This is a genomic window from Muribaculum sp., assembly GCF_029051885.1.
Taxonomy (GTDB): domain Bacteria; phylum Bacteroidota; class Bacteroidia; order Bacteroidales; family Muribaculaceae; genus Muribaculum.
The window spans coordinates 1-12,234 of the sequence record NZ_JAIDKI010000206.1 but is presented as its reverse complement, the minus strand read 5'-3'; the positions used below and the strand labels follow the sequence as shown (position 1 = coordinate 12,234).

Here is a 12,234-nt window from a genome sequence, read left to right as displayed (position 1 = left end):
ACTCCTTCGTCACATGTCGAAAATCGACTCAAGCTATACGACCCTGGCGGCAACATTTATTATTAAACAAGCTCTTAACAAGCTCTAAAACACACGGAAGGCTGCCCCGCAATGGAGCAGCCTTCCGCTATTTTATAGTTGCTGATAGCGTTTCAGCCAATGCCTCTGCTTATTAAGCCTGGGGCATCTTGGTGCGCTTGCCGTAGCCGTAAGCTGCGTCTTCGCCGAGTTCTTCCTGGATACGGAGGAGCTGGTTGTACTTGGCCATACGGTCGCTGCGGCTTGCAGAACCGGTCTTAATCTGTCCGGCGTTGGTAGCAACGGCGATATCGGCGATGGTAGCGTCCTCAGTCTCGCCTGAACGGTGAGAGATGACAGCGGTGTAACCATTGCGCTGAGCGAGCTCAACGGCACGGAGGGTCTCGGTAAGAGAGCCGATCTGGTTAACCTTAACAAGGATAGAGTTGGCGCAGCCGAGCTCGATACCCTTTTCAAGATACTTAACGTTGGTAACGAACAGGTCGTCGCCTACGAGCTGGCAACGGTTGCCGATAAGATCGGTAAGGATCTTCCAGCCTTCCCAGTCGCCTTCGGCCATACCGTCCTCGATTGAGTCGATGGGGTAAGTCTCAACGAGAGTCTTGAGGTATTCAGCCTGCTGCTGTGAGGTGTATTTGGGAGCGCCTTCGCCCTGCTTCCAGGTATAGTCGTAGAGACCATCCTTGAAGAACTCGGAAGACGCGCAGTCGAGACCGATTGTAACGTCCTTTCCGGGAACGTAGCCGGCAGCCTCGATAGCCTTGATGATTACGTTGAGGGCATCCTCAGTACCGTCGAGTGCGGGAGCGAAACCACCCTCGTCACCTACGGCTGTAGAGAGACCGCGGTCGTGGAGCACCTTCTTGAGGTTGTGGAATACCTCGGTACCCATACGGATACCTTCCTTGAAGCAGCATGCGCCGATAGGACGGATCATGAACTCCTGGAAGCAGATGGGAGCGTCAGAGTGTGCGCCACCGTTGATGATGTTCATCATGGGCACGGGGAGGCAGTATGTGTTGCAGCCACCGATATATTTGTAGAGGGGAAGATCGAGATAGTCGGCAGCAGCCTTGGCAACGGCGAGAGATACGCCGAGGATGGCGTTGGCTCCGAGGTTGCTCTTGGTTTCGGTGCCGTCGAGGGCGAGCATTGTCTCGTCGATACGGATCTGGTCAAGAGCCGACATACCTACGAGGGCGGCAGCGATGGGGCCGTTTACATTGGCTACAGCCTTGGTCACACCCTTGCCCATATAGCGGTTTTTGTCGCCGTCGCGAAGCTCAAGAGCCTCGTTTACGCCGGTAGATGCACCGGAGGGTACTGATGCACGGCCGCGGGCGCCTGATTCGAGGATTACGTCTACTTCGACAGTGGGGTTGCCACGTGAGTCGAGCACTTCACGTCCGATGATTTTTTCAATTTTCATAATTGGTGGTTTTAATTATATATGAGAGAATAAGATTTTGGTCATTTAGCCGGACACAAAGATACGAATTTTTCAAATGATTCTTACGGCTTTAGCAAACTTTTAAAAATTTTATACGAAAGAAAAATGTCCGGCTCCGCCGTCGCCGGGGAGTCGGACATTTTGTATTATGACGCTAAGGCGCGGGAGTATATTACTCTGCTGCCTCTTCAGCCTTGGGAGCCTCTGCTGCGGGAGCTTCAACAGCTTTCTCAGCGGAGCCCTTGCGGCTGCGGCGTGTACGGCCGGTCTTCTTGGCGCCGGGCTGCTTCATCATGTTTTCGTTGTAGTCAACGAGTTCGATAAAGCATGTCTTGGCATTGTCACCAAGACGGTTGCCGGTCTTGATGATGCGTGTGTAGCCGCCGTTGCGGTCAGCAATCTTCTGGGCGATTTCGCGGAAGAGCTCGGTGACGGCATTTTTGTTCTGAAGGTGTGAGAACACCAGACGACGGTTGGGGGTGTTGTCCTCCTTGGCGCGGTTGATGAGGGGCTCGGCATACATGCGGAGGGCTTTAGCCTTGGCAAGCGTAGTGAAGATGCGCTTGTGCATGATGAGCGAGATAGTCATATTGGCGAGCAGCGCGTCGCGGTGAGCCTTCTTGCGACCGAGGTGGTTGAAGGATTTATTATGTCTCATCGTTTAATTATTCTTTGTCTAATTTGTATTTTGAAATATCCATGCCGAACGACAGGTTGAGGCTTGCAAGCAGCTCGTCGAGCTCTGTGAGCGACTTTTTGCCAAAGTTGCGGAACTTCAGCAGGTCGGTCTTGTTGAACACGACAAGCTCTCCAAGAGTCTCCACTTCGGCTGTCTTCAGACAGTTGAGAGCGCGTACCGAGAGATCCATGTCGGTGAGCTTCGACTTGAGAAGCTGGCGCATGCGCAGTACTTCTTCGTCAAACTCCTCGTTGTTGTCGGTCTCGGTGGTCTCGAGGGTAATCTTCTCGTCGGAGAAGAGCATGAAGTGGTAGATGAGAATCTTGGCAGCTTCCTTAAGCGCGTCCTTGGGAAGGATTGAGCCGTTGGTGGTAATCTCGATTATGAGTGTCTCGTAGTCAGTTTTCTGGTCTACGCGGAAGTTCTCTACGGTATACTTCACATTCTTGATGGGAGTATAGATAGAGTCGATTGCAATCACATCGATAGCGTCGCCGGGAGTTGCGTTCTCTTCGGCGGGCACCCAGCCGCGGCCCTTGTTGATGGTAAGCTCGAGCTGAAAACTTGCATCGGGATCCAAATGACAAATGACCTGGTCGGGATTGAGAACCTCAAATCCTGTGAGTACCTTGCCAATGTCACCGGCCTTGAACACCTCCTGCCCTGACACGGTGATTGTAGCCTTTTCGTCCTCGACATCCTCTACGGTCTGCTTCAGGTCGACCTTCTTGAGGTTGAGGATGATGTTGGTCACGTCCTCCTTTACTCCGGGAATTGTGTCGAATTCGTGCTTTACGCCATCGATGCGGATCGAGGATATGGCATAGCCCTCGAGAGAGCTCAGGAGAATGCGGCGGAGCGCATTGCCCACGGTGATACCATAACCGGGCTCCAATGGCTTGAACTCAAACTTACCGAAGTGGTTGTCGGCTTCCAACATGACAACTTTGTCAGGTTTCTGAAATGCTAAAATAGCCATGGATCTATTGTTTGGAATGATTACTTAGAATACAACTCGACGATAAGCTGTTCCTTGATGTTTTCGGGGATGTCCTCACGGGTGGGAACATGGAGGAGCTTGCCGGCCTTGAGTGATTCGTCCCACTCGAGCCAGGGATACTTGCTGTGGTTGAATCCGGCCAGTGCGTCGGCGATAACCTCAAGTGACTTGCTGCGCTCGCGTACACCTACAACGTCGCCGGGCTTTACTTCGTAAGAGGCGATGTTTACAACGCCACCGTTTACGGTGATGTGACGATGGAGTACGAGCTGACGGGCTGCCGCACGTGTGGGAGCGATGCCCAGACGGTATACGACATTGTCGAGACGTGACTCGAGGAGCTGGAGCAGAATCTCACCGGTGATACCTTTCTTGCGGGCGGCCTTGTTGAAGAGGTTGTGGAACTGCTTCTCAAGTACACCATAGGTATATTTGGCTTTCTGCTTTTCACGAAGCTGCACGCCGTACTCGCTGCTCTTGCGACGCTTGTTTACGCCATGCTGGCCCGGGGGGTAGTTCTTTTTCGAGAGAACTTTGTCTGCACCGAAAATAGGCTCACCGAATTTGCGGGCGATTCTTGTTTTTGGTCCGGTATATCTTGCCATTTTGTTTAGTCAGAAATTGATGGAAAGGGAGTGTGGGTTACGTCCGATGTGCATGGTAGTGCAGCCGCGACTGCAGAGAGGTGATAAAAAATGCAGTCCATTCACGTCCCACGCCATGTCGGCGTAGCGGAGTCCCTTAGTTGGATAAAATGTAAGTGAAAGTAGAGTTCAGTCCTGATTGCTTATACACGACGGCGCTTGGGAGGACGGCAACCGTTGTGGGGCAGCGGGGTAACGTCGATAATCTCGGTTACTTCGATGCCTGCACCGTGGATGGTGCGGATTGCAGACTCACGACCGTTGCCGGGACCCTTTACATAAGCCTTTACTTTGCGGAGGCCAAGGTCATAAGCAACCTTTGCACAATCCTGTGCTGCCATCTGGGCGGCATAGGGAGTATTCTTTTTTGAGCCACGGAAGCCCATCTTACCTGCGCTTGACCATGAGATAACCTGTCCTTCGGAATTGGCTAAGCACACGATAATGTTGTTGAAAGATGAGTGAACATGAAGCTGACCGTTGGCGTCAACCTTAACGTTTCTCTTCTTTGCTGCGACTGTCTTTTTTGCCATACTATTCTATTATTTTGTAGCTTTCTTCTTGTTGGCAACGGTCTTCTTGCGACCCTTGCGTGTACGGGCGTTGTTCTTGGTGCTCTGACCGCGCACGGGGAGGCCGTTGCGGTGACGGATGCCACGGTAGCAACCGATGTCCATGAGACGCTTGATGTTGAGCTGGATTTCGCTGCGGAGGTCACCCTCTACTTTGTAGTCGCTGCCGATGACTTCGCGAACGGCTGCGGCCTGGGCGTCGGTCCAGTCCATTACTTTGATATTACCATCAACTCCGGCCTTCTCCAAGATCGACTTGGCGGCGCTGCGTCCGATGCCGAAGATATAAGTCAAGGCGATTTCACCTCTTTTGTTCTGGGGGAGGTCAACTCCCACGATTCTAACTGCCATATTAATTGACTAAATTTTCTGCAAAGTTACAAAATTTATCCCTGACGCTGCTTGTACTTCGGATTTTTCTTGTTGATTACGTACAGACGTCCTTTGCGGCGCACGATTTTGCTGTCGGGAGTGCGCTTTTTGATTGATGCTCTAACTTTCATTTTATTTTGATTGTTTTATTTGTATCGGAATGCTATTCTGCCTTTCGACAGATCGTAGGGCGACATCTCGACCCTTACCTTGTCGCCGGGGAGGATGCGGATGTAGTGCATGCGCATCTTTCCGGAGATGTGGGCGGTGATTTCGTGGCCGTTCTCGAGCTCTACGCGGAACATTGCGTTGCTGAGGGCCTCGACGATGGTGCCGTCCTGTTCGATTGCAGACTGTTTTGCCATAAGTAAATATTAAATAAATCTCTCTTTAAGCACTTCTTTGATATAGTCGAACGTGGTAAGCACTTCAGTCTTGTCGTCGACAATGGCAAGGGTATGCTCGTAATGTGCGGAGGGCTGGCGGTCGCGTGTGCGGCATGTCCAGCCGTCTTTTTCAATGAGGATATTGCGCTTTCCGAGGTTGATCATCGGCTCGATGCAGAGACACATGCCGTTTTTGATAATCGGGCCGGTGCTCTTGCGTCCGTAGTTGGGCACTTCGGGGTCTTCGTGCATCTCGCGGCCTATGCCGTGTCCGCACATCTCGCGTACTACAGAGTATCCGTGGCGCTCGCAATAGGTCTGGACGGCGTTGGCGATGTCGCCTATGCGGTTGCCGACCTTGCAGGCTGCGATGCCTTTGTAGAGCGACTCTTTGGTCACTTCCATGAGGCGGCGTGTCGCGGGAGCGATTTCGCCGACGGGGAAGGTGTAGCACTGGTCGCCGTTGTATCCGTTGAGTTCGACTACGGTGTCGATGCCTACGATGTCGCCTTCGCGTAGAGTATAGTTGCTCGGGAAGCCGTGTACGACTGTCTCGTTTACCTCGATGCAGAGGGTGGCGGGAAAGCCGGCATAGCCAAGGCAGGCCGGGCGGCCGCCGTTGTCGAGCATATATTCGCGCGCAATTGTATCGAGCTTGAGTGTAGTGACGCCGGGAGTCACCCACTTGGCTACTTCACCAAGTGTGCGACTCACCAGATCACATGCTTCTCGCATTTTAGCTATCTCTTCAGGTGTCTTCAGATAGATCATTCAGTTTACTTAAAGTAGCCTTATTGCGAATATCGTTTTTACTGATTTTTACGCTTGACGCAATATTAATCAATATGCGCTGCCTGTTGTGCGGCCTTTTATCTTGCCGTCCTTCATCAGACCGTCGTAGTGGTGCATCATCAGATGCGACTCAATCTGCTGGAGTGTGTCGAGGACCACGCCTACGAGAATCAGCAGCGATGTGCCGCCGAAGAACTGGGCGAAGTTCTGGCTTACTCCGAAGAGACGCGCGAAAGCGGGCATGATTGCCACGATGCCGAGGAATATTGATCCGGGCAGGGTGATGCGCGACATAATCGAGTCGAGGTATTCCACTGTCTTCTTACCGGGCTTGACACCGGGGATGAAGCCGTTGTTGCGCTTCATGTCCTCTGCCATCTGGGCGGGACGTACGGTGATTGCGGTGTAAAAATAGGTGAAAGCTACGATGAGGATGAAGTAGGTGATATTGTAGGCCCAGCCGTTGATGTCGGAGAATGCCTGGAAGAATCCGCCCGAGGCGTCAGATGCCGACCCGAACCCTGCGAGGGTGATGGGGATGAACATGATTGCCTGTGCGAAGATGATAGGCATTACGCCGGCAGCATTGACCTTGAGGGGTATGTACTGGCGTGCGCCTCCGTACTGGCGGTTGCCCACGATGCGCTTTGCGTATTGTACGGGCACTTTGCGTGTACCCTGTACCAGAAGGACTGCGCCTACTGTCACGGCGAAGAGCAGGATGAGCTCGACCAGGAACATCACCAGACCGCCGGCGGAGCCGGTTGAGTCAGGCAGACGGCTTACAAACTCGTAGTAGAGCGACTGCGGCAGGCGGGCGATAATACCGACGAGGATTATGAAGGAGATACCGTTGCCGATACCGCGGTCGGTAATCCTCTCGCCGAGCCACATGATGAACATCGAACCTGCAGCCAGGATCACGGTGAGATAAGCCACCGTCCAGAAGCCCATGGCGGCGTGACCGCCCGCGCTGCTTACCTGCATCTGAAGATTAATCAGGTATGCGGGTCCTTGCAGAAGAAGGATGAACACGGTGAGGTAACGTGTGTACTGGTTGAGCTTCTGACGACCGCTTTCCACCTCTCGCTGCATTTTCTGGAACGAGGGGAGCACCATGCCCAGAAGCTGTATCACGATGGATGCAGTGATGTAGGGCATGATACCGAGAGCGAAAATGGATGCCTGGGAGAACGCACCACCGGAGAACATATCGAGGAGCTGCATCAGACCGCTTCCGGCGGTGAAGCTTGCAAGCGCGTCGAGGTCATCGGGATGGATACCCGGAAGCACGATATAACATCCCATTCGGTATACGAATACCAAAAGGAATGTTATAAGAAGTCGCTTGCGAAGCTCTTCGATTGTCCAAATGTTTTTTAAGGTCTGAACAAATCTCATTATCTTTATACTTTAGCGATTGAACCACCGGCGGCCTCGATAGCCTTCTGGGCAGCCTGTGAGAATGCGTTGGCTTCAACGGCGATAGCGCGTGTCACGGCACCCTTGGCGAGTATCTTGACGGGCTGTGCGCTGGAGATGAAGCCTGCGGCGCGGAGTTCTTCCAGACCGATTTTCTCAAGGTTGCGGGCAGCAGCCAGAGTCTCGAGGTCAGACAGGTTGATTGCCTTGTACTCGACACGGTTGATGTTCTTGAAGCCGAACTTGGGCAGACGGCGCTGGAGGGGCATCTGACCGCCTTCGAATCCGATCTTGGTCTTGTAGCCGGAGCGTGATTTAGCACCTTTGTGTCCGCGTGTTGATGTACCGCCCTTGCCGGAACCCGGACCACGGCCGATACGACGCTTCTTTTTGTTGGAGCCTACGGCAGGATGGATAGTATTCAGTTCCATGATTTTCTTCAATTAAAGCTTAGTAACTTCTACCAGGTGGTGTACGCGGGTTACCATGCCCATCACGCTGGGAGTGTCTTCCTTGATGACACTATGATGCATCTTCTTGAGTCCGAGCGCGTCGAGGGTGAGTTTCTGCACCTTCGGGGCGTTGATGCGGCTCTTTATCTGAGTGATTTTGATTTTAGCCATATTGTCAGTTAGGATTAGCCGTTAAACACTTTGTCGATGGATACGCCGCGGTGCTGAGCCACCTGTGCGGGGCTGCGCATTTCGCCGAGAGCCTCGATTGTGGCCTTTACAAGGTTGTGGGGGTTGGATGAACCCTTTGACTTTGCGAGCACGTCGGTGATACCTACGCTCTCAAGCACGGCACGCATAGCGCCACCGGCCTTTACACCGGTACCGTGGGATGCGGGCTTGAGGATTACGCGCGAGCCGCCGAATTTGGCATACTGCTCGTGGGGGATTGTTCCTTTGTGTACGGGAACGCGAATCAGATTCTTCTTTGCAGCCTCCACGCCTTTTGCGATAGCGGCGGTAACTTCGTTGGCTTTGCCAAGACCCCAGCCTACAATACCGTCTTCGTTGCCTACCACAACGATGGCGGCGAAGGTAAATGTGCGTCCACCTTTGGTAACTTTGGTTACGCGGTTGATGGCCACGAGGCGGTCCTTGAGTTCGAGATCGCCGGTAGATTTAACTCTATTATACTTGTAAGCCATGATTCTTTAAAATTTAAGTCCGCCTTCGCGAGCAGCGTCGGCCAATGATTTAACACGACCATGGAAGAGGTAGCCGTTGCGGTCGAAAACAACTTCTGTGATACCGGCGGCGAGAGCCTTCTCGGCAGCAGCCTTGCCTACCTTGGCGGCGATTTCAATCTTGGTGCCTTCTTCGATTCCTTTTGAGGAAGCTGACACAAGAGTCTTGCCTTCCTGGTCGTCGACGAGCTGCACGTAGATCTGCTTGTTGGAGCGGAACACTGTCATGCGGGGACGAGCAGCAGTGCCAGACACCTTCCCGCGGATGCGGGTTTTGATCTTGTTTCTTCTTTGTATCTTGGATATCATGATTCTGCCTGTTTTAATTATTTAGCACCTGCTGACTTGCCCGACTTGCGACGGATAACCTCTCCGACAAACTTGATACCCTTGCCCTTGTAAGGTTCGGGCTTGCGGAGTGAGCGGATCTTGGCACATACCTGGCCGAGAAGCTGCTTGTCGCCGCTCTCAAGGATGATGAGGGGGTTCTTGTTACGTTCGGTCTTTGCCTCTACCTTGACTTCTTTGGGAAGTTTGATGAAGATAGCGTGGGAGAAACCGAGCGAGAGCTCGAGTACCTGTCCCTCGGAAGATGCACGATAGCCTACGCCTACGAGCTCCATCTCCTTGCGGTAGCCCTGGCTTACGCCGACTACCATGTTGTGGATGAGAGCGCGGTAGAGACCGTGCTGTGCACGGTGCTCGCGGTCGTCAGAGGGGCGGGTGAGTACAACGTGTCCGTCTTCTACCTTTACGGTGAGGTCGGGATTTACTTTCTGGGAGAATTCGCCCTTGGGGCCCTTCACGGTGACGTTATCGCCGTTGACGGTGACAGTCACTCCTGCGGGTATTTCAATGGGTGCTTTACCTATTCTTGACATTGTAATTTCCTCCTATCTGATTAGTAAACATAGCAAAGCACCTCGCCACCTACTTTTTCCTCGCTGGCCTTCTTGTTGGTCATGACGCCTTTTGAGGTTGACAGGATTGCGATGCCGAGACCGTTTAATACGCGGGGCATATCTTTGTAGCCGGTGTACTGACGCAGACCCGGACGAGATACACGCTTCAGGTTTTTGATAGCGTTGACCTTGTTGACGGGGTCGTACTTGAGGGCAATCTTGATGGTGCCGGCAGGATTCTCACCTTCGATAAACTTGTAGTTGAGAATGTAACCCTGCTCGAAGAGAATCTTGGTGATCTCCTTCTTCAAGTTTGAGGCGGGAATCTCGACCACACGGTGCTGGGCCTTGATTGCGTTCCTCAATCTTGTTAAATAATCTGCTATTGGATCAGTCATTTGTAAATTGTTTTAAATTGATCCGGACGTTGTCCGAACAATATTTAATACTAATTTTGGAATGTTTCGGTTGTGTATCCTCCCGTGGATTACCAGCTTGCCTTCTTTACTCCGGGGATGAGACCTGCGGAGGCCATTTCGCGGAACTGGATACGCGAGATGCCGAACTGGCGCATGTAGCCTTTGGGACGGCCGGTTATGCTGCAGCGGTTGTGGAGGCGCACTGTAGAGGCATTCTTGGGAAGTGCCTGAAGTTTCTGTGCGGCTTCGAAAGCATCCTCGGGATTGCCGGTGTTGACAATCTTCTTAAGCTCTGCACGCTTCTGGGCATACTTGGCTACAAGTTTGGCACGCTTTACTTCGCGGGCCTTCATTGATTCTTTTGCCATATCGGAAGATTATTTTTTAGCGTTTTTGAAGGGAAGTCCGAACTCCTTGAGCAGTGCGTAGCCTTCTTCGTCGGTCTTTGCCGATGTCACGAAGGTGATGTTCATACCCTGGAGCTTGGAGATAGAGTCGATGTTGATTTCGGGGAAGATAATCTGCTCGGTGATGCCGAGGGTGTAGTTGCCACGGCCGTCGAGCTTGCTCTCGATACCCTTGAAGTCGCGGATACGGGGGAGGGCCACACGTACCAGACGCTCCAGGAATTCATACATCTTGTCGCGGCGCAGGGTCACGCGTGCGCCGATGGGGTTCTTTTTACGTACTTTGAAGTTAGAGATGTCCTTGCGCGAGAGTGTAGCCACGGCTTTCTGTCCGGTGATGGCTGTGAGCTCGTTGATAGCTGTCTCTATAATCTTCTTGTCCTGAGTTGCTTCGCCCAGACCCTGATTGATTACAATCTTTTCCAGACGGGGCACCTGCATGACTGTAGTGTAGTTGAACTCTTTCTCAAGGGCGGGGACAATGCGCTCCTTATAATCTTTATGAAGTGTTGCGTTGGCCATTATTTAATCTCCTCTCCTGATTTTTTAGAAATTCTGATCGACTTTCCTTCCTCGTTGCGGGCGCGTCCGATGCGGGTGGGCTTGCCCGACTTGGGGTCGAGAAGGGCGAGGTTTGAAATATGGATGGGAGCCTCAATCTTGATGATGCCGCCCTGGGGATACTTAGCGGAGGGTTTGGTGCTCTTGGATACCATGTTGAGACCTTCAACGATGGCTCGGTTCTTGCTTACCTGTACCGAGAGCACGCGGCCCTGCTTGCCGCGGTCGTCGCCTGCGAGGACGTAAACGATATCGCCCTTTTTGATATTTTGTTTGCTCATTGTGGTTTACTTCAGTTAGCTGATTAGTTAAAGTACTTCGGGAGCGAGCGATACAATCTTCATGTTGGTTGCACGCAGCTCGCGGGCAACGGGGCCGAAGATACGGGTACCGCGGAGCTCACCGGCGTTGTTGAGCAGCACGCAGGCATTGTCGTCAAAGCGGATGTAGGATCCGTCGGGACGGCGAATTTCCTTTTTTGTGCGGACAACGACAGCCTTAGACACAGTACCTTTCTTTACGTCGGACGAAGGGATAACGTTTTTAACGGTCACTACAATGATGTCGCCTACAGAAGCGTAGCGGCGTCCGGTGCCGCCGAGTACGTGGATGCAAAGGGCTTCTTTGGCACCGCTGTTGTCGGCAACTGTAAGACGTGATTCGGTCTGTATCATGATTATTTAACTTTTTCAATAATTTCAACTAATCTCCATCGCTTGGTCTTGCTCAAGGGACGGGTCTCCATCAGACGAACGGTGTCGCCAACGCTGCACTCGTTGTTTTCGTCATGTGCGTGGTACTTTTTCGTCTTGTTGACAAACTTTCCGTAGATGGGGTGTTTTTCTTTCCACTTCACCATTACGGTAATGGTTTTGTCTCCCTTGTTTGACGAAACTACCCCAATACGCTCTTTTCTTAAATTTCTTGTAATTTCCATATCTGGGGATTATTTATTGTTAAGTTCACGCTGACGGAGCTCGGTCTTCATGCGTGCAATCATTTTACGATCGTGTGTAATCTTTGCGGGATTGTCGATGGGGGAAATCGCATGGTTGATCTTCTGCTGAAGATAGTCCTTGCGAGCCTGCTCCAGACGCTCTTTGAGATCCTGGGTGCTGAACTCCTTAATTTCTTCTTTCTTCATAATCGGTTACACGTTTTGGGTGGGGTCGTAGTCACGACGAACGATGAACTTTGTGGTGACGGGGAGCTTCTGTGCAGCGAGGCGGAGTGCTTCCTTAGCCACGTCGAAGGGAACGCCTTCGAGCTCGATGAGAATACGTCCGGGAGTCACAGGCGCCACGAATCCTTCGGGGTTACCTTTACCTTTACCCATTCGCACTTCGGCAGGCTTCTTGGTGATAGGCTTGTCGGGGAATATGCGGATCCATATC

At 52.3% G+C, this 12,234-nt stretch carries 23 protein-coding genes; all 23 read right to left on the bottom strand.

The features are described 5' to 3' along the window. Window positions 1–172 precede the first annotated feature (172 nt). Entirely contained in the window at window positions 173–1,468 is a 1,296-nt protein-coding gene (gene eno / locus K2I50_RS08690) for a phosphopyruvate hydratase (protein WP_301025926.1), read from the bottom strand. 193 nt (window positions 1,469–1,661) lie between these two features. Next, window positions 1,662–2,147, bottom strand: coding sequence for a 50S ribosomal protein L17 (gene rplQ, locus K2I50_RS08685; RefSeq protein ID WP_301025925.1), 486 nt, complete (start codon window positions 2,145–2,147; stop codon window positions 1,662–1,664). A 7-nt stretch (window positions 2,148–2,154) separates the two neighbouring features. Continuing rightward, the gene (locus K2I50_RS08680; RefSeq protein ID WP_301025924.1) at window positions 2,155–3,147 is read right to left on the bottom strand and encodes a DNA-directed RNA polymerase subunit alpha; all 993 of its coding nucleotides are present in this window, start codon (window positions 3,145–3,147) and stop codon (window positions 2,155–2,157) included. 20 nt (window positions 3,148–3,167) lie between these two features. After that, the gene (gene rpsD, locus K2I50_RS08675; protein WP_301025923.1) at window positions 3,168–3,773 is read right to left on the bottom strand and encodes a 30S ribosomal protein S4; all 606 of its coding nucleotides are present in this window, start codon (window positions 3,771–3,773) and stop codon (window positions 3,168–3,170) included. A 182-nt stretch (window positions 3,774–3,955) separates the two neighbouring features. After that, window positions 3,956–4,345 carry a 30S ribosomal protein S11 gene (gene rpsK / locus K2I50_RS08670; protein ID WP_068961807.1) on the bottom strand — a complete coding sequence of 130 codons (390 nt, stop codon included), beginning with the start codon at window positions 4,343–4,345 and terminating at the stop codon, window positions 3,956–3,958. A 9-nt stretch (window positions 4,346–4,354) separates the two neighbouring features. Then, window positions 4,355–4,735 carry a 30S ribosomal protein S13 gene (gene rpsM / locus K2I50_RS08665; RefSeq protein ID WP_068961806.1) on the bottom strand — a complete coding sequence of 127 codons (381 nt, stop codon included), beginning with the start codon at window positions 4,733–4,735 and terminating at the stop codon, window positions 4,355–4,357. Between the two features lie 35 nt (window positions 4,736–4,770). After that, window positions 4,771–4,887 carry a type B 50S ribosomal protein L36 gene (gene ykgO / locus K2I50_RS08660; RefSeq protein ID WP_068961805.1) on the bottom strand — a complete coding sequence of 39 codons (117 nt, stop codon included), beginning with the start codon at window positions 4,885–4,887 and terminating at the stop codon, window positions 4,771–4,773. Window positions 4,888–4,902: 15 nt separating this feature from the next. Next, window positions 4,903–5,121: a translation initiation factor IF-1 gene (gene infA / locus K2I50_RS08655; protein ID WP_068961804.1), complete on the bottom strand. Its 219-nt coding sequence runs from the start codon at window positions 5,119–5,121 to the stop codon at window positions 4,903–4,905. Window positions 5,122–5,130: 9 nt separating this feature from the next. Then, the gene (map, locus tag K2I50_RS08650; RefSeq protein ID WP_301025922.1) at window positions 5,131–5,913 is read right to left on the bottom strand and encodes a type I methionyl aminopeptidase; all 783 of its coding nucleotides are present in this window, start codon (window positions 5,911–5,913) and stop codon (window positions 5,131–5,133) included. Window positions 5,914–5,982: 69 nt separating this feature from the next. Then, complete coding sequence (gene secY, locus K2I50_RS08645) at window positions 5,983–7,338, bottom strand: preprotein translocase subunit SecY (RefSeq protein WP_301025927.1); 1,356 nt, start codon at window positions 7,336–7,338, stop codon at window positions 5,983–5,985. A 2-nt stretch (window positions 7,339–7,340) separates the two neighbouring features. Next, on the bottom strand, window positions 7,341–7,787 hold the full coding sequence (gene rplO / locus K2I50_RS08640) for a 50S ribosomal protein L15 (protein WP_068961801.1): 447 nt from the start codon (window positions 7,785–7,787) through the stop codon (window positions 7,341–7,343). 12 nt (window positions 7,788–7,799) lie between these two features. Then, the gene (gene rpmD, locus K2I50_RS08635; RefSeq protein WP_068961800.1) at window positions 7,800–7,979 is read right to left on the bottom strand and encodes a 50S ribosomal protein L30; all 180 of its coding nucleotides are present in this window, start codon (window positions 7,977–7,979) and stop codon (window positions 7,800–7,802) included. Between the two features lie 14 nt (window positions 7,980–7,993). Further along, window positions 7,994–8,512, bottom strand: coding sequence for a 30S ribosomal protein S5 (gene rpsE, locus K2I50_RS08630; protein WP_301025921.1), 519 nt, complete (start codon window positions 8,510–8,512; stop codon window positions 7,994–7,996). Window positions 8,513–8,518: 6 nt separating this feature from the next. Next, entirely contained in the window at window positions 8,519–8,860 is a 342-nt protein-coding gene (rplR, locus tag K2I50_RS08625) for a 50S ribosomal protein L18 (RefSeq protein WP_068961798.1), read from the bottom strand. A 17-nt stretch (window positions 8,861–8,877) separates the two neighbouring features. Then, window positions 8,878–9,432 carry a 50S ribosomal protein L6 gene (rplF, locus tag K2I50_RS08620; protein ID WP_301025920.1) on the bottom strand — a complete coding sequence of 185 codons (555 nt, stop codon included), beginning with the start codon at window positions 9,430–9,432 and terminating at the stop codon, window positions 8,878–8,880. 20 nt (window positions 9,433–9,452) lie between these two features. Continuing rightward, entirely contained in the window at window positions 9,453–9,851 is a 399-nt protein-coding gene (rpsH, locus tag K2I50_RS08615; protein WP_068961796.1) for a 30S ribosomal protein S8, read from the bottom strand. 89 nt (window positions 9,852–9,940) lie between these two features. Beyond that, window positions 9,941–10,240, bottom strand: a complete 300-nt coding sequence (gene rpsN, locus K2I50_RS08610; protein ID WP_068961795.1) for a 30S ribosomal protein S14 — start codon at window positions 10,238–10,240, stop codon at window positions 9,941–9,943. A gap of 9 nt (window positions 10,241–10,249) precedes the next feature. Further along, entirely contained in the window at window positions 10,250–10,801 is a 552-nt protein-coding gene (gene rplE, locus K2I50_RS08605) for a 50S ribosomal protein L5 (RefSeq protein WP_068961794.1), read from the bottom strand. Next, a complete protein-coding gene (gene rplX / locus K2I50_RS08600; RefSeq protein ID WP_301025919.1) occupies window positions 10,801–11,121 on the bottom strand; it encodes a 50S ribosomal protein L24 in 321 nt (106 codons plus the stop codon). The genes rplE and rplX overlap by 1 nt, the downstream gene beginning before the upstream one ends. A gap of 27 nt (window positions 11,122–11,148) precedes the next feature. Continuing rightward, complete coding sequence (rplN, locus tag K2I50_RS08595) at window positions 11,149–11,514, bottom strand: 50S ribosomal protein L14 (RefSeq protein WP_068961792.1); 366 nt, start codon at window positions 11,512–11,514, stop codon at window positions 11,149–11,151. 2 nt (window positions 11,515–11,516) lie between these two features. Further along, a complete protein-coding gene (gene rpsQ / locus K2I50_RS08590; RefSeq protein ID WP_068961791.1) occupies window positions 11,517–11,777 on the bottom strand; it encodes a 30S ribosomal protein S17 in 261 nt (86 codons plus the stop codon). Window positions 11,778–11,786: 9 nt separating this feature from the next. Continuing rightward, entirely contained in the window at window positions 11,787–11,984 is a 198-nt protein-coding gene (gene rpmC, locus K2I50_RS08585) for a 50S ribosomal protein L29 (RefSeq protein ID WP_068961790.1), read from the bottom strand. A 6-nt stretch (window positions 11,985–11,990) separates the two neighbouring features. Then, window positions 11,991–12,234 (bottom strand): 50S ribosomal protein L16 (gene rplP, locus K2I50_RS08580; RefSeq protein ID WP_301025918.1); only part of this gene is annotated, 244 nt, incomplete at its 5' end.